The sequence below is a fragment of the Streptomyces sp. NPDC001204 genome (genome assembly GCF_053598035.1).
The window spans coordinates 176,632-193,583 of sequence record NZ_JBSFJL010000005.1 but is presented as its reverse complement, the minus strand read 5'-3'; the positions used below and the strand labels follow the sequence as shown (position 1 = coordinate 193,583).

The window sequence follows — 16,952 nt, the reverse complement described above, 5'->3', positions numbered from 1 at the left end:
AAGAACCGAAAAGAGGGGCAGCGAGCGTGGATCGCCAGGGAGCGCGGACGGGGGCCGGCACACACACCGGTCGTGCCCCGGTCACACTCGCCCAGATAGCCCGGCAGGCGGGGGTCCACGTCTCCACGGTGTCCCGGGCGCTGAGCCCGGACGAGAGCGTACGGGGCGGGGTGGCCACCGACACCGCCACACTGATCCGGGCGCTCGCCGAGGAACTCGGCTACCAGCGGGACCCGGCCGGGGCGGCCCTGCGCACCGGCCGCTCCCGGATGCTGGGCGTGCTCGTCCCGAGGCTGACCGACATCGTGCTCGCCACGATCTACGAGGGCATCGACGCGGCCGCGGCGGCCGCCGGTTACCACACGGTGGTCGCCAACACGGGCGACGACCCGGAGCTGCAACGGCGCCGGGCCGACGCGCTGCTGGCCCGGCGCGTCGACGGCCTGGTGCTCGGCGACGCCCGTTCCGACTCCGACCTCGTCGCCGAACTGGCCCGCCAGCACATCCCGTTGGTGCTGGTCTCGCGCCGGCTGCCGGGCCGGATCTCGGTGACCACCGACGACGTCCTCGGCGGCCGGCTGGCCGCGGAGCACCTGCTGGAACTGGGCCACCGGCGGGTCGCGGTGGTGGCCGGAGAGCCCTACGCCAGCACCGGCGCGGAGCGCACCCAGGGCTTCCTCGACGCGTGCGCCGAGGCGGGCCTGCCGGTGCCCGAGAGCCACGTCGTGCGGTCCCGCTTCGACGTGCCCGGCGGCCGGGCGGCGGCCGAGCGGCTGCTGGCCCTGCTGCCGCGGCCCACCGCCGTCTTCGCGGTCAACGACTTCGCGGCGATCGGCGTGATGGCGGCGGTCCGGGACGCGGGCCTCACGGTGGGCCGGGACGTGGCGATCGTGGGCTACAACGACGTCCCGCTGGCGGCGGCCCTCCCGGTGTCCCTGACCTCCGTGAGCTCCCCGATGTACCGGATGGGGGAAGTGGCGGCGACGACGCTGGTCAACATGCTGAACGGCAAGCCGGGCCGCTCCCGCCGGCTGCGCCCCTCCCTAGTGGCCCGCGCCTCGACCCTCGGCGGCACCACGCTCACCCCGGAGGGGTGACGCGGCCGCAGGCCCCGCCTCGGGGACGGGCCCCCGGCCCGCGACCGTGCTCCCCCGCTGCCGCAGCACTCCCGCCGTCGCGGCCGCGACCACGCAGCAGGCCACGGGGAGGAAGAAGGTCAGGTTCAGCGGGACCAGGCGGGTGAGCCAGCCGATGACGGCCGGTCCCGCGAGCATGCCGAGGTAACCGAGTCCGGCGACCTTGGAGACGTTGGCGCCGGCGGCATCGGCGTCGGCGTGACCGGCGGCGCTGAAGAGCTGGGGGACGCAGCCGGAGAGCCCGGCGCCGAAGAGCGCCCAGCCGGCCAGGGCGAGCGGAATCCAGGGCGACAGGGCGGCCGCCGCCATGCCGACGGCAGCGACCGAGGCGCCGTAACGCAGGATCGCGGCAGGGCCGAAGCGGGCCGAGACACGGTCGGCGAGCAGGCGGCCAATGGTCATCGTCGCGGCGAACGCGCCGTAGGCGAAGGCCGCCGTGCTGTCGGAGGCGCCGAGGACAGTACGCAGGTGCAGCACGCTCCAGTCGTTGGCGACCCCCTCGCACAGCATGACCATCAGCGCGAGGACGGCCAGGATCCAGATACGGGTACGAGCCGGGGCCGTCTGCCCGGCCGGTCCGCCGGACTCGGTCCCGGCATCCGCGACCGGTCCCGCGGCGGTGGGCAGCAGGCCCGGGGCGGCGCACACGGAGACCACCGCTCCCAGTACGGCCGCCGTGCCGAGCGTCGCCGCCGGGGTCCAGCCCGCGCTCGCGACGGCGGCACCGGCGAGGGCGGCCACCACGCCGCCGACGGAGAACGTGGCGTGGAACGCGGACATCACCGGGCGTCCGTACGCCTTCTCGACCTGGACGGCGTGGGCGTTCATACTCACGTCCAGGCAGCCGTTGCCGAATCCGAGCACGATCAGGGCTCCGGCGAGCATCCACGGCTCGGAGGCCAGTCCGGGCAGCGCGAGGGCGGCACTGCACAGGACGCCGGAGGCGGGCACGACCATCCGGGTGCCGAGGCGGTCGGCGACCGGGCCGGCCAGCTGCATCCCCACGAAGGCGCCCGCCCCGAGCAGGAGCAGGAAGCCGCCCAGGACGGCGTGGCTGACGCCGACGCGGTGCTCGATGGGCGGGATCTGCACGATCCACATCCCCAGCAGGGTCCCGTTGAGGATGAAGTACGTGAACGTCGCCAGACGCGCCGCGCGAAGTGTTCGCTCCATGGAGCGAACGTATCGAACATGAACCTTGTTTGAAAAGCGCCAGTTCTCACAGTGTTCCTGTTTGCGGGTGCATGGTGTTCAATCGGCGCATGGGGAACACGGGCCGCCTGAGGCAGATCACGGACGCGGTGCGCGAGGCGGGCAGCCTCGGCGTCGGCCAGTTGGCCGAACTCACCGGGGCCTCGGAGATGACCATCCGTCGCGACCTGGAGACCCTGGCGGCCCAAGGTGTGCTGGAACGCTTCCGGGGCGGCGCCCGGAGCCTGCTGCTGCGCGGCGAGGAGCCCCCCTTCCCCCTGCGCGCGCAGGAGGGCACGCGGATCAAGCAGCGCATCGCCGCGGACACGGCCGCGCTGATCGCCGACGGGGAGACGGTCGTCCTCGACAGCGGCACCACCTGCCTGGAAGTGGCCAGGGCATTGCGCGGCCGGCGGGTGACCGTGATGCCGCTGTCGCTCCAGGCCGTCGACGCGCTCGCCGACAGCCCCGGGCAGACCACCCTCCTCGTGCCCGGCGGCCGGCCGCGTCCGGGCGAAGGGGCCCTCACCGGCCCCCTGACGCTGGCCTCGCTGGCGGCTCTGCGCTTCGACACCGCCGTCATCGGCTGCTGCGGGCTGACCGCACAACAGGGCCTGACCGCCTACGACTTGGACGACGCGGCGGTGAAGCGGGCCGCGATCGACTCCGCCCGGCGCGTGCTCGCCGTGGCCGACGGCACCAAACTGTCCCGTACGGCGCACGCCTTCGTCGCACCGGTCTCACGGCTGCACACCCTCATCACCGACGATTCCGCGCCGCCCGACGAGGTCGAGGCGATCCGCGCCGCGGGCACCGCCGTCAACACCACGCGGTAGGAGTGAAGTTGACCAGCCGAGTCACTCTCGTCTCGCCCGCGACGAGCCCGTCGCTGCGGCAGGCCCGGTTCGACGACGGCGACTCGATCGACGACGGCGGGACGACCAGGGCCCGTTCGGCCGCCGGGTCGCTGCCCGCGGCCGCCCGCGTGCTCCTGTCCCCGAGCGCGCGCTGCCGGGAGACGGCGTCGGCGCTCGGCCTCGACGGCGTGGCGGTAAGGGAGTTGGCCGGTCTGGACGCGGGCCGGTGGCGGGGCCGGACCCTGGAGGAGGTGATGGCCGCCGAGCCGGAGGCGGTGGGCCGCTGGCTCGCCGACCCCGACTGCGCGCCGCACGGCGGGGAGTCGGTGCGGGACGTGTGCGAGCGGGTCGGGCACTGGCTCGACAGCGCACGGGACACCGACGGCCGCACGCTCGCGGTGGTCGAGCCGGAGGTCGTACGGGCCGCGGTCGTCCATGTACTGGGCCTGCCCGCGGCCGGCTTCTGGCGGCTGGACGTACCTCCGTTGACGGCAACGGAGTTCAGCGGACGGGCCGGCCGCTGGAATCTGCGGCTCGGACAGCCGCTGGCGGCGCCCTGAGGAACGCGACAGGGCCCTCGGACGGCTCCGAAGGGCCCTGTCGTGTGCCGAAGGGGTCAGTGCGCGGCCGGGACCGCGCGCCCGGTCGTGGCCGTCGCCGGCCGGGGATTCAGCAGTCGCCCGGCCAACTCGCCGAAGAACAGACCGAATCCGCCCCACAGGACGGTCTGCGTGGCCAGGGCGGAGAGCCGGAACCGCCACAGCAGGGTGGCCGGGAAGTCCGCCGGCACCTCGTTGACGGTGGGCAGGAAGGCGTACGCCAGACCGATCACCACGGCGAAGGCGGCCACCGCGGCCACCGTCGCGTACCACGTGCCCAGCGCGGGCGCGAGGCGCTTGCCCAGGATGGTGGCGGCGATCGCGAGGAGGACGCTGAGCAGCATCATCAGGAAGTACAGGGTCGTGCGCTTGCCGATGGTGTCCTCCTGGCCGACCGCGGGCGGGTTGGCCGGGTACTTCAGGAACGGCACGACATACACGGCCAGCAGCGCGCAGCCGGACAGCAGCAGCGCGGTCGCCCGCGGGGAGAAGCGGCCCACGCGGCCCAGCGCGAAGCAGAAGGCGAGCGCGGCGATGCCGCCGAAGGCGACCCCGTAGACCAGGACGCCGGTGGCGAGACCGGCCGTGGACTGGAGGGAACGGGAGACGACTTCCACCTCGTCATGGGAGTGCGAGTGGGAATGGGCGTGTGCCTCCTCGAGGCCGATCGCCTTGTCGACGAACGGCTCCCCGAGGAAGTAGGCGACGACCAGGGCGAGCACGCCGGCGGCAAGGCCGGCGAGCATGCCCCGTACCAGGAGGTTTCTTACCGTTGCGGAGTTCATGAGCGGGCGGTGTCCCTCGCCTCAGTGGCAGGGGAAGCCGAGCAGGTGGCGGGCGTCGTGCACCCACTCGTGGACGTCCGTGCCGCTGAACACGGAGGTGGCGCCCTGCTCGGCGCCGACGAAGTAGAGCAGGACCAGCATGAGAACGCCGAAGAAGACCGCCCAGGGAGCTATCGCCTTCAGCGGCAGCGTGGCGGGAACGGCGGGGGTGGCGGTCGGCTGAGCGACGGTCTGCGCCATGGCAGAACCTCCTCTGGGAGTTCGCGTCCCATCTCGGTGGTGCACAGGACGACAGCCACGGGTCTGACTCACGAACACCCCGGGGGTGTTCGCATACAGTGGCGCGACCGTGCCGGATTCCCACCGGCTTCCGTCGTGCCGTCGTCGATATCGCACAGACGGTATCGCGTGCCGCGCGCCCGGCCAAGACCGCGACCACGGACGTGATCTTCTCCACCGGGCCGTCTCCACCTGCTCACGGATCACCTCACCACCAGGGCGGCGGGGCCCCGGCAGCCGTGAATCAGACGCTCCGGCGCTGTGACAGGATGCGCGGGCGAGGTCTGCTCCACCGCCCGCCGCGCCACTCGATCCGCACGCACCACCCCGGAGGGACGAGCCCCGTGCTCACGTCGTACGCCGCCCACTTCGACACACCCGCCGGGTACCTGGACTTCGCGCGCTTCGGGCCGCCCTCCCGCGACGCCGTCACCGCCACCGCGCGCGCCCTGGAGGCGTCCGCCCGCGCCGACCACACCACCGTGGACGCCCTGATGCGCGCGGAGGGGACGGCACGGGACACGGCCGCCCGCCTCGCCGGCACCGACGCCCGGCACACGGTGCTCCTCCCGAACGCGTCCACCGGCTTGTTCCACGCCGCGCTCGGCATCAGAGAGGGCGTGGTCCTCGCGCCCCGCACCGACTTCCCCGCCAACCACTACCCGTGGCGCCGCTCCGCGGACCTGGGCCGGGCCACGCCGCGCTGGATCGACCCCGCACCCGGCTCCGGAGTCACCCCCGATCTGGTCCGCGCCACGCTGACCGACGACGTCGTGGCCGTGTCGGTCAGCGCCGTGGACTTCCGCACCGGGTTCCGTGCCGACCTGGCGGCGCTGCGCGAGGCGATCGGGCCCGACCGGCTGCTGATCGTGGACGCCATCCAGGCGTTCGGGGTCGCCGCCCTGCCCTGGGACGCCGCCGACGTGGTGGTCGCGGGCGGCCAGAAATGGCTGCGCGCCGGATGGTCGACCGGCTTCGCCACACTGTCCGACCGCGCCCTGGAATCCCTGGAGCCGGTCCTCACCGGCTGGACGGGCGTCGAGGACGTCGGCCTCTTCGACGGAGCCGAGCACCCGCCCGCCCCGGACGCCGGACGGTGGTCGATCACCAATCTGAGCCCGGTGACGGCCGCCGCGTTCGCGGCCGCCCTGGACCTCGTCGAGCGGCACACCGTCGCCGCGATCGAATCCGCGGTCGCCACACGGATCGCCGAACTCACCGAGGCCGTCGAGGCGTGCGGCGGCCGCGTCCTCTCCCCCGCCGACCCGGCGCGGCGCGCGGGCGTCCTCTCCTTCACGCTGCCGGACCACGATCCGTCCCTCGTCGCCAAGGCGCTGCACGCCGAAGGCGTCACCGCGACCGTGCGCACCGACTCGCTCAGGCTCTCCCCGCACGCCTCGACCCCGCCGGAGGCAGCCGAACGGGTCGCCACCGCACTGTCGTCACTGGGGAGTCGACCCCGCGGGTCGGCGACACCGTGAACCCGCGGGTCGGCGACCTCCTTTCCGTCAGGCGGCGGCGGGCTCGGGCTCTGCCTGGGTGGTGAGCCGGCCGGCCCGGGCGAGCGCCGCGACCGAGGCGGCGCAGACGACTCCGGTGGCGGTCAGGGCCGTCCAGGTCACCCAGAGGGCATGGTGCCGCTGGGCGAAGTCCCACAGCGCGCCGGTGACGAGGTTGCCCAGGGTGATGCCCAGGCCGGAGACGGTGTTGTAGAGCCCGTAGTAGGTGGCGACCAGGCGGTTGCCCGACAGGGCGACGACGGTGTCCATCTCGAACGGGTAGACCACGGCGGAACCCACCGCGAGCAGGACCACCGCGGTCACCAGCGCGACCAGCGCGGCCCCCGAGGAGCCGCGCGGGGCGAGCGCGAGCGGCAGGAAGGCCAGTCCCATCACGGCCAGTCCCCGCACCAGCGCCTGACTGGGTCGCCACCGCTGCTTGGCCCAGCCGGTCAGGCGCAGCTGGCCGACGACGGCCACCGCGGCGGAGACGATGAAGAGCCCGCTGGTGACCGCCGTGCCGTTCGCCCCCAGGGCGTCGGCCGCCGCCAGCGGGAGGGCCAGGTACACCTGGAAGGTGAGCACGTAGGAGCCGATCATGGCGGTGGCGAAGAGCAGGAAGGGGCGGTTGGACACGACCGTCCGCCACTGCGCGAGCACGCTCTCCTTCCGCTCCGTGTCCGCCGTGTGGCCGCGCCGGACGGGCAGGGCGCGCCATTGCAGCACGGTGAGTACGGCGAAGATGCCGGCGGCGGTCGTGCACACGAGGCGGAAGTCGGCGGCGAGCAGGGCAAGCCCGACGAGTGGGCCGAGCAGCATGCCGGCCTGGTAGTGAACGTTGAAGGCGGCGAAGGCGTCCACCCGCCGTTCGCCCGCCTCGACGGCGAGGTAGGCGCGGACGGCGGGGTTGAACAGGGCGCCGGCGAAGCCGGTTGCGGCGGAGGCGGCGATCAGGGCGGGGAGGTTGTCGACCCAGCCGAGCAGGCCGAAGCCCGCGGTACGCAGCAGGCAGCCGGCCATGATGGGGGTCTTGTAGCCGAGGCGGTCTGCGAGCGTGCCGCCGATGAGGAACATGCCCTGCTGGGAGAAGTTGCGCACGCCCAGCACGAGCCCGACGGCCCAGGCGGCGAGGCCGAGTCCGTCGGACAGGTGGGCGGCGAGGTAGGGCATGAGCATGTAGAAGGCGAGGTTGATGGCGAACTGGTTGGCCATCAACAGCCGTACGGCGGGCGGGAAGGAGCGGGTCTGCCGCCACAGGTCCTTCATCGCCCGGCCCTCGCGAGTTCCGGCGCACCGCCGCCGACGGCGAGCGGGTCGACGACACGGGTGCAGCGGGTCCAGCGGGACACGGTCCGTTCGCCCGGATCACCGATCTCTTCCGGGTCGTCCGCGGGCGGGTGTCCGAGGAGGCCGTGCTCCCGGCAGTACGTGTCGTCGAAGACGGTGCCGACATAGCGTTGCGGGCCGTCGGGGAAGACCGCGACGATCCGTTCCTCGGCGGGCAGGGTGCGGGCCAGCCAGCGGGCGACGAGGGCGACGGCGCCGACGCTCCAGCCGCCGGTGGCGTAGTGGTCGCGGGCCAGGAGACGCGCCGCCCACACCGCCTCGGGGGCGGAGACCCAGTGGACCTCGTCGAACAGGTCGTAGGCGACGTTGCGGGGGTGGATGCTGGAGCCGAGGCCGCGCATCAGGCGGGGCGCGGCGGGCTGCCCGAAGATCGTCGAGCCGGTGGTGTCCACCCCGGCCACGCGCAGCGCCGGGAAGAAGCCGCGCAGTACGGAGCCGATGCCGGCGGAGTGGCCGCCGGTGCCGACGGAGACGACGAGGCTGTCGATACGGCCGAGCTGGGCGACGAGTTCGTGGGCGAGCGGGGCGTAGGCGGCGACGTTGTCGGGGTTGTCGTACTGGTCGGGGCACCACGCGTCCGGGTGGGCGGCGAGCAGTTCCTCGACCCGGTGGCGGCGGGCCTCCTGCCAGCCGCCGACCGGGTGCGGGGTGGTGACGAGGTCGACTTCGGAGCCGTACGCCGTGAGCAGGCCGGTCATCAGTGGTTCGATCGCCGGGTCGGTGACGACGGTGACGGGGTGGCCGAAGGTGGCGCCCGCGAGGGCCAGCCCGAGACCGAGGGTGCCGGAGGTCGACTCCACGATCCGGGCGCCGGGCAGCAGCCGGCCGCGTTCGCGGGCGGCTCGGACCATGTGCAGGGCGGTGCGGTCCTTGATGCCGCCGGGGTTGTGCCCTTCGAGTTTGGCCCAGAACCCGCGCCCGGCGGCCGTGAAGGGCTCGCCGATCCACAGCACGGGGGTGTCGCCGACCAGTCCGGCGGGCGTGCGCATGGGGCGTTTGGCGTCGGCCAGGAGCTGGGCCGGGCAGGCGGGGACGGAGGTGCGGACGGGATGGTTCATGGCGTGCTTCTCCTGCGGCCGGGACCGTGAACGGCCGCCGGTCGTGTGGGGGCGGGAAGAGGGCGGGACCGATCGGCTGCCGTTCCCCGCGTCGGGGGCAGGGCTCGGCAGCGGGGCTGATCAGGTCCGCCACACGCCGAAGAGGGCTCGCGCGTGCCCGGGCGAGGTGTTGCCGGGTTCGGGAGCGGCTGTGGGGGTTCGCGCCGGGAGCGGCGCTGCCGGGGTGTGGTCGGTGGTCAGGACGTCGTGGACCGCGGGGTGGGCCGGGGAGGCGTCTCGCGGGAGTTGCGCCGTCGGCTCGTCCCCGTCCCAGCAGTGCACGTCGCTGTCGTGTGCGGGGGCCGAGGTCCGGACGTCCGCCCGGCGCTGGTCCTGAGGTGTCTGTCCGTAGGCGACGGAGGCCACGAGCGGGGTGTCGGCCCGTGCCACGCCAGTGGGTGTCGGGCCGTGGGCGCAGGCCAGTACGTGCATGAGCGCGGCCAGCAACAGCACGAGCACCGCTCCGGTCCGTGACCCGGAGCGGCGGCGTCTGAAGATCGACCCGGCCAGCATGAACACGAACAGTAGTCGGTCGAGTACGTAAAGTTCTTGTCAGAGGTCAGGAGCCGACCGGGTTTCCGTCGCCCACACGCGGCTGGATATCAGAACCCTGGCCGTGCGCTCGGGCACAGGGCGCACTCGGCCCACACCGTCTTGCCGGGGCCGAGGCGGTCCCGTACGCCCCAGTCGACGGCGAGCGCGTCGACGAGGACCAGGCCACGGCCCCCGTGCTCGTCCGGGCCGGGAGCCATGCGCGCCGGCCGGGCGGGGTGGGTGTCGGTCACCTCGATCCGGACGACGTCCCGCGCCTCCTCGAAGGACAGGGCGAGAGCGAAGTCACGTCCCGGGACACGGCCGTGGAGAACGGCGTTCGCGGCGAGTTCGGCGACGACGAGGACGACGGTGTCGTGCGCTTCGGTCCCCCGGGGGTGTCCCCACTCGGTGAGCTGGTGCGCGGCGAGCAGCCGGGCGAGGCGGGCGCCGCGCCGGGTGGCGGAGAAGCGCTGCGTGAACGTGCTTACGGGGGTGGCGGATTGGCGGTTCGGGGCTGGCATGCGGGCCAGCTTGCCGACAGGTGACAGGCCGTCGGCAGGTCCGCCGCTGATACAGATCACGCTGTACTGGTTCACGCGCTGGACCGGGTCGGTCGCCGTGCGTGAGCATTGACCGGTCTGGCGTGGCGCAGCCCGGACGACGAACGGTACGGCACGGGCACGGCCCGGTGGCACAGGGGAAGGCGGCTGCGATGACGACGGACAACGGTGGCGGAGCGGGCGGGGGTTGCGAGCCGGAACTCTCCGACAGCCTGAAGACCTTCGGCGCGGTCCTCAAGGCCCTGCGGGAGGAAGCCGGCCTGACACAGGAGCAGTTCGCTCCGCTGGTGCGCTACTCGCCCGCGTACATCGCCAAGATCGAGCAGGGGAAGCGTTTCCCGCCGAAGGAACTGCTGAAGCGGTCGGACGAGGTCCTGGGCGCGGTCGCGGCGCGAGTGCTGGGGGCTGCGGCGAAGAGCCTGACACGGAAGGCGGGGCTGGCGTCCTGGTTCCGGCAGTGGGCGGGGATCGAGGAGGAGGCGATCTCGCTGTACGCGTACGAGTGTCGGGCCGTTCCGGGGTTGTTGCAGCCCGAGCCGTACATCAGGGCCGTCTTCGACCGCAGGCTTCCCCCTGTCACGGAGGAACAGCTCGACCGCGAAGTCGCCGCACGTCTCGATCGCCAGCAGATCATCATCCAGCGACCCAACACCGCGTTCAGCTTCGTCATCGAACAGGCTGTCCTGGAACGAAGCCTTGGAGGAAGCGAGGTGACGAAGGCCGTTGTCAGTCACCTGCTGACCATGGGCCGACTGCGCAACGTCGAGATCCAGCTCATGCCGCTCCGTCAGGAAGATCACTGCGGAGTCGATGGCCATATGTACTTGGCCGAGACACCTGACCATCGGTGGCTCGGCTACACCGAAGGGCAGCGGTCGAGCAACCTGATCAGCGCGCCCAAGGACGTAAGTGCTCTGCTCCAACGCTATGGCAAGCTGCGTTCGCAGGCCCATGATTGCAGGGCCACGGTGAGCCTGCTGGCACAAATGCGAGGAGCGCTATGAGCACCACTCAACAGAACTGGTTCAAGAGCAGCTACAGCGGAAGCGAAGGCGACAACTGCATCGAGGTCGCCTTGCGCCCTGAGGCCGTTCTCGTCCGGGACTCGAAGGACACGGACAGGCAGGCGCTGGCCGTATCCCCCGACGCCTGGGCGGCGTTCACGGCACTGGCTGCCGACTCGCACCTCTGAGCGCCCCGGGAGGCGAGCCGCCGGGGGTACGGCGGTCCCCCGGTCGGCTTCGGTCTCGTCAGGAGCCGCTGCGCCGGTCTCCGTCCTGATCGCGCGCAGAGCCCGCCGTGACCGTCGTGAACGGCAGCAGCAGCCGGGAGGGGTGCGCGGCGTCGCGGTAGATCTTGTGGGTGACGGGGCGGCCCACCGGCAGGTGGAAGGCGTCCGGCGGCAGCAGCGCGTTGTGCGCGTCGGCCAGCGGCTCGTCGTTGGAGAGCTCCACGACCAGCTTGTGGCCCGGCAGGAACGTCGCCGCGAACGGGTAGACGCGCAGCACGTACTCCTCGATCCTCCCCGGCTCGACCGGCACCGCGCGGGTGTGCGGGTGGTAGGGGTCGCCCTCGGTGGTGCGCTCCTCGTCGAGCTCGCGGTGCGAGGCCTTGAGGTAGGCGGTGGTGATGAGCTGGCGCCTGCCGCCCGGGGCCTCGTCCCACATCCGCAGGATGAAGTTGGTGTCGGGCTGGTCGATCTCCGCGAACAGGTGCGCCGCGCCCTGGCCGATCATCTCGGTGGGCTCGGTGAACGGCTCGGTGCTCCAGCTGAGCGTCTCCACCTTGTCGGTGACCGTGAGCGGCGCCTGGTAGAAGCCGTCGGGGACGGCGTGCTCGGCGCCCATGAGCTCGGGCTCGAAGGAGAGCTTGTGGCGCGGGCGGAGGTAGAGCGGCTTGTGCTCCGCGGCCTTCGGCGGCCACTGGGCCCCGGTGACGTACTGGCGTGAGCCCTCGACGTGCACGGTGACGGCGGGCTCGTCCATGACCCCGTTGTCGATGCCCTTGATCCAGTAGTCGTACCAGCGGAACATCTTGTCGTGCTCTTCGACGAAGGGGCGCGACTGCATGGGCGGGTACGGACCGATGTCCAGCTTCTTGGGGCCCCTGAGGCGGTTGAAGACCTCGATGGTGCCGTCCATCGTCCAGCCGCGGCCCTGGTCGATCTGGAGCCAGACCGGGATGTCGATGTTCGGCGCCAGGGTGACGGGGTTGCGCTCCTCGTACCACTCGCCGTCGACCTCGTTCATCACGATGTCGAACCAGGCCTCGTGGTTCTTCGGGTAGTTCAGCACGTGCACCAGGTTGGGCCAGGCGGCCACGTCCGGGTCCCGCAGGCGCTCGGCGACCCGCTTCTTGATCTCTTCGGGCGAGCAGGTCTCGAGCATGCGGGACTTGACGCCGTCGGTGAAGGCCCAGCCGGAGTCGCCGCCGCGGCCCTCACGGGCGGCACGCGGCATGAACCACATGATGCCACCGTGGTAGGTGGTCTCGTAGAAGTCGTAGTGGCCGCCGCTGACGAAGATCGCCTTGAGGCTCGGCGGACGCTCGGCCGCCGCCAGCACCTGCATCGAGCCGAAGTAGGAGATGCCGATCATGCCGACGTTGCCGTCGCACCACGGCTGCGCGGCGACCCACTCGATGAAGTCGTACGCGTCCTGGCCGAGCGAGACGCCACCGGCGTTGTAGTTGCCGATGTGCTCGCCCTCGGAGGCGCCGGAGCCGCGCAGGTCGCCGATGACGTGGACGTAGCCCTCCCGGACGACGCGCGCGATGTCTCCGGCCTCGATGCAGCCGTCCCACATGGGGCTCGGCCGGCGCTGCGGCGGGGTCGTCAGGGCCAGGGCCTGGAGCTCCTTGCCGTACGGGCTCAGGGCCACCAGCGCGGGCCGCGGTGTGTCGTCCACACCGCTGTACGTGTCGGCCACCAGCGTGACGCCGTCGCGCATCGGCACCTGGAGATCCTTGCGGACGGCGATCGACTGCTCGCCCGCGCGGATCGTGTGAAGGTCAGTCATGGTCGTGAAGCTCCTGTGTTACGCGTTCTGTTCGAGGTGCGTGCGGTAGCCGGCCATGGAGGTGAAGAACGGCGACGGCTCGAGCGCGGGGTCCCCGGTGTAGCCGAGCTCCTCGGCGGCACGGGCGAACGGGGAGTACGGCGAATCCGTCTCCCGCAGGCCCGCCTCCAGGCATCCGCAGGCGGCCGCGGCAACACGGGCCTCGATGCCCAGGCTCTGGGTGATCGCCTCCTGGGCCTGCGCCTCGTCGAGCTCGACGCCGTACGGTGTGCCGTCGACGCGACGGTAGGGGTGCCCCAGGTAGAGGTGCCGCGGGCGGATCTCGTTCCGCAGGTACTCCAGGCCGGCGCGGTAGGCGACCGGGTCCGTGTAGCCCGGGAAGCCGTTCGCCGCCCCGTGGACCTGGACGGCGTCTCCGGTGAACACCGAGCGCTGTCCGTCGACGACGTAGGCGACCGATCCGGGTGTGTGGCCCGGCACGGAGTGCACCGACACGGTGACGTCGCCGCCGAGGGAGAGGGTCTCGCCGCCCTTGACCAGCAGGGAGGGCTCCATCTCGCCGGAGATGACGGCCTCCGTGGCGGCCGTCACCTTCGCCTCGCCCTCGGGGTCGTCCAGGTACCGCCCCCGTCCCGCGAGGTACTCCTCGACGTGGGCCCGGCGCGAGCGGAGCATCGGCGCGTCGGCCTCGTGGATGACCACCTGGGCGCGCCGCCCGGTGAGCTCCCACAGGGCGTGCGCTCCACCGACGTGGTCGATGTGACCGTGGGTCAGCAGGATCCAGCGCACGTCCTCGATGCGGCGTCCGATGGCCTCGAGCGCGGGAGCCATCCCTTCGGCGGGCGACGAGGCGATGCCGGTGTCGACGATCGCCGGCTCGGGTGCGTCGATGAAGAAGCTGTAGAGACCGAACCGGCCCCAGGGCGAGACCAGGGGGTGGACGGTGACTGGGTGCGTCATGCTTTTCTGCTCCGCTCGTGCACGGGCCGGCCGGTCAGCTGCGGCCGAGGAAGTCGCGTGTCTGCGTGAAGACCGCGTGGTACTCCGGGATCCGGGAGAAGTGCTGGACGAACCCGTGGCCCGCTCCCTCGTACCGGCTCACCGTCGCCTCCACACCGGCTTCGCCCAGCCGCTCGCCGTACAGCTCGCCCTCGTCGCGCATCGGGTCGTGCTCGGCGGTGACGACCAGCGCGGGCGGCAGACCGGTGAGGTCGGTCCGCTTGATCGGCGACACCAGCGGGTCCGCGGGGTCGGCGCCGCTGTCGAGGTAGAAGGCGTTGAAGGGCTTCAGGCCCGCCGTCTCCAGGCCGTAGCCCACCGCGTTCTCCCGCAGCGACGGGTAGCGGTCGACGTCGAAGTCCAGGTCGAGCGAGGGGTAGTAGAGGATCTGATGCGTGATCCGGTCGAAGCCGTCGTCGTACGCCCTGGCGGCGACCGCGGCGGCGAAGGTGCCGCCGGAGCTGTCACCGGCGACGGCGAGGGTCGTACCGTCCCAGGCCAGGTCCGTACCCTCCTCGGCGACCCAGCGCACGACCGCGTAGCAGTCGTCGAGACCGGCCGGGAAGGCCGCCTCGGGTGCCAGGCGGTAGCCGACGGAGACGACCTTGAGTCCGGTCTCCTTGGCCAGTGAGCGCGCGACGTGGTCGTGGGTCTCCAGGCTGCCGAGGAAGAACGCGCCGCCGTGGAAGTGGACCAGCACGCCGTGGCTGTCGGCCTCGACGGGGGTGTAGATCCGTACCGGTACCTCGCCGGCGGCCGTCTTCGCCGTCACGTCGTCGACCGCGTGGAGCGGCAGGCGCTCCGCCAGGGGGGCGACGTGCGCCTCGTCCGCGGCACGCATGGCGACCGGGTCGAGCGGGCCCTCGGGCGGGGCGGGCAGGCTCGCGATGAATTCGGCGATCTCGGGATGCAGCGTCATGGTGTCACTCCTGTCCGGCAGCGGCGGGCTTCTGGCCGGGGAAGACGTCGTCGATCTCGTCCTCGGTCCAGCCCTGGCGCGAGATGGCCTGCAGTTCGTCGGTCACGGGCTTGCGGGTGGCCTGGTACAGGGCCAGCGCCTCCTTCACGGAGTCCGCCTGCCGCAGGGCGTCGGCGAGCGCGCCGCCGTCCTCGATGGCCGAGTTGGCGCCCTGGCCCTGGTGGTGCAGCATCGAGTGGGCGGCGTCGCCGACGAGGACGACGGAGTCCGAGTGCCAGGTGTCGACCGGGTCGATGTCGTAGACGGCGCGGATGTTCACGGTGTCGATGTCGAGGTCGCGCGTGATGCTCACGAGGCGCTCGTCGAAGCCCTCCACCGTCTTCAGCATGTCGTCCTTCGTGACCTGCGGGTTCCAAGTGCCGTCCGGGCACAGGGCGGTGATGTCGAACGACACCTGGCCCCGGTGGCGCAGCGGCAGCAGGTAGATCTTCGTGCCCTTGCCGATGTACATCCGGAGGTTGTCGTCGACGACCATGCCGTGGGCGTCGTCCAGGGGGATGACGGCACGGTAGGCGTGCTCGCCGGAGAACACCGGGCTCCTGTCGCTGAACAGCTGCCGGCGCACGACCGACTTGATGCCGTCGGCGCCGACGACGAGGTCCGCCTCGACGGTCCTGCCGTCCGCGAAGGTGAGGACGGAGCTGTCGCCCTTGTCCTCGACGGTCTGCAGTCTGTGACCGAGGTGCACCATGCCCTCGGGCAGCACGCCCAGCAGGGCGTCGATGAAGTCGCCGCGGTGGATCAGTTGGGTGTGGGTCTGGTCCCCGGCGGCCGGCCACGCCTCCTTCATGATCGGTTCACCGGTGGCGGTGAGGATCTCGAAGTACTCGCTGGGCGAGCTGACCTTCGCGATCGCCTCGAAGATGCCCCACTGGCGGAACCGGTTGATGGTGGCGGGGCGCAGACCGATGCCGGCGCCGACCTCGCGGATCTGGTTCGCCTGCTCGTAGACGTTCACGTCCGCGCCGAGCAGGCTCAGGGCCTTGGCTGCCGCCGCGCCGCCGTATCCCGCTCCGACGACCGCGATCTTCAGGTTCTTCAGGTCCGAGGACTGCATGGTGGTTCTCTCTTACTTCTGGATGGTCAGGAAGTCGGCGGGGTTGTCGACGAAGATCGTCTTGATGGTGGCCTCGTCCAGGCCGGCGGCGCGGAGGTCCGGGATGAGGTCGTCGAAGATGTAGTTGACGGTGTGCCCCTTGACGCCCGGCCAGCCCAGGGGGCTGCAGTTGGCGTCGGCGGAGGCGAGGACCTGCCGCAGCCGGCCGTCGCCGATGAACCGCAGGAAGTGGTCCAGCCGTTCCTTGCGCGGGCGGGCCCAGAACGGCGGGTCCGGCAGCTCGGTCTCGTAGCCGAACGTGTCGAAGCCGATGCGGCCGCCCTGCTCCGCGATCCAGACGTCGCGTGTCTTGTCGGCGTTCACCCCGTCGTCGACATGCCCGAACAGCACGCGGTCGAGCGCAAGGCCCTCCTCGTTGAAGATCGCGATCGCGTTCTCGGCGTCGATCGCGAGGTGGGTGAGGATCGGCACGCCGGTGGTGAGCGAGGCGCGGGCCGCGGCGCGGTAGATGCGCTTGTCCAGGTCCGTCATACGGCCGCCGCGGCTCACACCGACCTTGATGACGCCGGCGAGGCTGCCGGTGGAGCCGATACCGACGGTGATCTCGTGGACGAACTGCCGGGTGAGGTAGTCGACGTCGGCGCGGGCGAAGTGCGGCAGAGCGGTGTCGCCGCCGACGAAGCCGGTGCAGGCGACGATGTGGACGCCGGTCTTCGCGGACAGGGACTTGTAGTAGTCGACGTCACGGCCGTTGCAGATGCCGGTCGCGTCGACGAAGGTGCCGCCGCCGAGCTCGTGGAACCTGCGCAGCTTCGGGACGGTCTCCTCGTAGCGCTGCTCGGGCGTCTTCCACCACTTCGTGTCCAGCTCGGAGCCGGGCATGCCGTACCCGATGTGCTCGTGGATCGCCACGAGACCCAGCTCCTCGGCGGGGACCGGCCCCAGAACTGTGTTCACTCTCGACACAACACTCACCTTTTGAGAAGAGGACTTGACGGTCGTTCGGGCCGGCGCGC

The 16,952-nt window shown here is 71.9% G+C and carries 18 protein-coding genes; 6 read left to right on the top strand and 12 right to left on the bottom strand.

Going from position 1 to position 16,952, the window contains the following annotated elements:
* Nucleotides 1-26: 26 nt before the first annotated feature.
* Entirely contained in the window at nucleotides 27-1,097 is a 1,071-nt protein-coding gene (locus tag ACWC91_RS09670; protein ID WP_376502289.1) for a LacI family DNA-binding transcriptional regulator, read from the top strand.
* On the opposite strand, the gene ACWC91_RS09665 is transcribed toward ACWC91_RS09670, so the two are convergent.
* Nucleotides 1,044-2,309, bottom strand: a complete 1,266-nt coding sequence (locus ACWC91_RS09665) for an MFS transporter (protein WP_450642324.1) — start codon at nucleotides 2,307-2,309, stop codon at nucleotides 1,044-1,046. The two genes, ACWC91_RS09670 and ACWC91_RS09665, sit on opposite strands and share 54 nt — an antisense overlap.
* Nucleotides 2,310-2,398: 89 nt before the next feature.
* Here ACWC91_RS09665 and ACWC91_RS09660 point away from each other — a divergent pair, with 89 nt between their 5' ends.
* On the top strand, nucleotides 2,399-3,163 hold the full coding sequence (locus ACWC91_RS09660; RefSeq protein WP_225075831.1) for a DeoR/GlpR family DNA-binding transcription regulator: 765 nt from the start codon (nucleotides 2,399-2,401) through the stop codon (nucleotides 3,161-3,163).
* Nucleotides 3,164-3,171: 8 nt separating this feature from the next.
* Nucleotides 3,172-3,744, top strand: a complete 573-nt coding sequence (locus tag ACWC91_RS09655; protein ID WP_376502292.1) for a histidine phosphatase family protein — start codon at nucleotides 3,172-3,174, stop codon at nucleotides 3,742-3,744.
* Between the two features lie 56 nt (nucleotides 3,745-3,800).
* Here the strand turns inward: ACWC91_RS09655 and ACWC91_RS09650 are convergent, their stop codons facing one another.
* Nucleotides 3,801-4,568 (bottom strand): CbtA family protein, encoded by a 768-nt coding sequence (locus ACWC91_RS09650; RefSeq protein ID WP_376502294.1) that lies wholly within the window; start codon nucleotides 4,566-4,568, stop codon nucleotides 3,801-3,803.
* A 21-nt stretch (nucleotides 4,569-4,589) separates the two neighbouring features.
* Nucleotides 4,590-4,808 (bottom strand): CbtB domain-containing protein, encoded by a 219-nt coding sequence (locus ACWC91_RS09645; protein ID WP_141357464.1) that lies wholly within the window; start codon nucleotides 4,806-4,808, stop codon nucleotides 4,590-4,592.
* Between the two features lie 383 nt (nucleotides 4,809-5,191).
* Between ACWC91_RS09645 and ACWC91_RS09640 the strand changes: the two genes are divergently transcribed.
* Entirely contained in the window at nucleotides 5,192-6,328 is a 1,137-nt protein-coding gene (locus ACWC91_RS09640) for an aminotransferase class V-fold PLP-dependent enzyme (protein ID WP_450642325.1), read from the top strand.
* Nucleotides 6,329-6,355: 27 nt separating this feature from the next.
* Here ACWC91_RS09640 and ACWC91_RS09635 read toward each other — a convergent pair whose 3' ends face one another.
* The 4 genes from ACWC91_RS09635 to ACWC91_RS09620 all read right to left on the bottom strand — a co-directional run bounded on the left by ACWC91_RS09635 (nucleotide 6,356) and on the right by ACWC91_RS09620 (nucleotide 9,845).
* The gene (locus ACWC91_RS09635; RefSeq protein ID WP_376502296.1) at nucleotides 6,356-7,612 is read right to left on the bottom strand and encodes an MDR family MFS transporter; all 1,257 of its coding nucleotides are present in this window, start codon (nucleotides 7,610-7,612) and stop codon (nucleotides 6,356-6,358) included.
* The gene (locus ACWC91_RS09630) at nucleotides 7,609-8,751 is read right to left on the bottom strand and encodes a PLP-dependent cysteine synthase family protein (RefSeq protein WP_281154255.1); all 1,143 of its coding nucleotides are present in this window, start codon (nucleotides 8,749-8,751) and stop codon (nucleotides 7,609-7,611) included. The genes ACWC91_RS09635 and ACWC91_RS09630 overlap by 4 nt, the downstream gene beginning before the upstream one ends.
* 120 nt (nucleotides 8,752-8,871) lie before the next feature.
* The gene (locus ACWC91_RS09625) at nucleotides 8,872-9,249 is read right to left on the bottom strand and encodes a hypothetical protein (RefSeq protein ID WP_281154256.1); all 378 of its coding nucleotides are present in this window, start codon (nucleotides 9,247-9,249) and stop codon (nucleotides 8,872-8,874) included.
* Nucleotides 9,250-9,392: 143 nt separating this feature from the next.
* Nucleotides 9,393-9,845, bottom strand: coding sequence for an ATP-binding protein (locus tag ACWC91_RS09620; protein ID WP_225075837.1), 453 nt, complete (start codon nucleotides 9,843-9,845; stop codon nucleotides 9,393-9,395).
* Between the two features lie 191 nt (nucleotides 9,846-10,036).
* Between ACWC91_RS09620 and ACWC91_RS09615 the strand changes: the two genes are divergently transcribed.
* A complete protein-coding gene (locus tag ACWC91_RS09615) occupies nucleotides 10,037-10,888 on the top strand; it encodes a helix-turn-helix domain-containing protein (RefSeq protein WP_450642327.1) in 852 nt (283 codons plus the stop codon).
* On the top strand, nucleotides 10,885-11,076 hold the full coding sequence (locus ACWC91_RS09610; protein WP_450642328.1) for a DUF397 domain-containing protein: 192 nt from the start codon (nucleotides 10,885-10,887) through the stop codon (nucleotides 11,074-11,076). The genes ACWC91_RS09615 and ACWC91_RS09610 overlap by 4 nt, the downstream gene beginning before the upstream one ends.
* A gap of 58 nt (nucleotides 11,077-11,134) precedes the next feature.
* Here ACWC91_RS09610 and ACWC91_RS09605 read toward each other — a convergent pair whose 3' ends face one another.
* The 5 genes from ACWC91_RS09605 to ACWC91_RS09585 are packed head-to-tail and all read right to left on the bottom strand — an operon-like array spanning nucleotide 11,135 to nucleotide 16,893.
* Nucleotides 11,135-12,901 carry a CocE/NonD family hydrolase gene (locus ACWC91_RS09605; protein ID WP_450642329.1) on the bottom strand — a complete coding sequence of 589 codons (1,767 nt, stop codon included), beginning with the start codon at nucleotides 12,899-12,901 and terminating at the stop codon, nucleotides 11,135-11,137.
* Between the two features lie 18 nt (nucleotides 12,902-12,919).
* Nucleotides 12,920-13,861, bottom strand: a complete 942-nt coding sequence (locus ACWC91_RS09600) for an MBL fold metallo-hydrolase (protein WP_225075841.1) — start codon at nucleotides 13,859-13,861, stop codon at nucleotides 12,920-12,922.
* 34 nt (nucleotides 13,862-13,895) lie between these two features.
* Nucleotides 13,896-14,819, bottom strand: coding sequence for an alpha/beta hydrolase (locus ACWC91_RS09595; RefSeq protein WP_376502305.1), 924 nt, complete (start codon nucleotides 14,817-14,819; stop codon nucleotides 13,896-13,898).
* Nucleotides 14,820-14,823: 4 nt separating this feature from the next.
* Nucleotides 14,824-15,936 (bottom strand): FAD-dependent oxidoreductase, encoded by a 1,113-nt coding sequence (locus tag ACWC91_RS09590; protein ID WP_225075843.1) that lies wholly within the window; start codon nucleotides 15,934-15,936, stop codon nucleotides 14,824-14,826.
* Nucleotides 15,937-15,948: 12 nt separating this feature from the next.
* Nucleotides 15,949-16,893, bottom strand: coding sequence for a phosphotriesterase family protein (locus ACWC91_RS09585; RefSeq protein ID WP_225075844.1), 945 nt, complete (start codon nucleotides 16,891-16,893; stop codon nucleotides 15,949-15,951).
* Nucleotides 16,894-16,952: the final 59 nt, after the last annotated feature.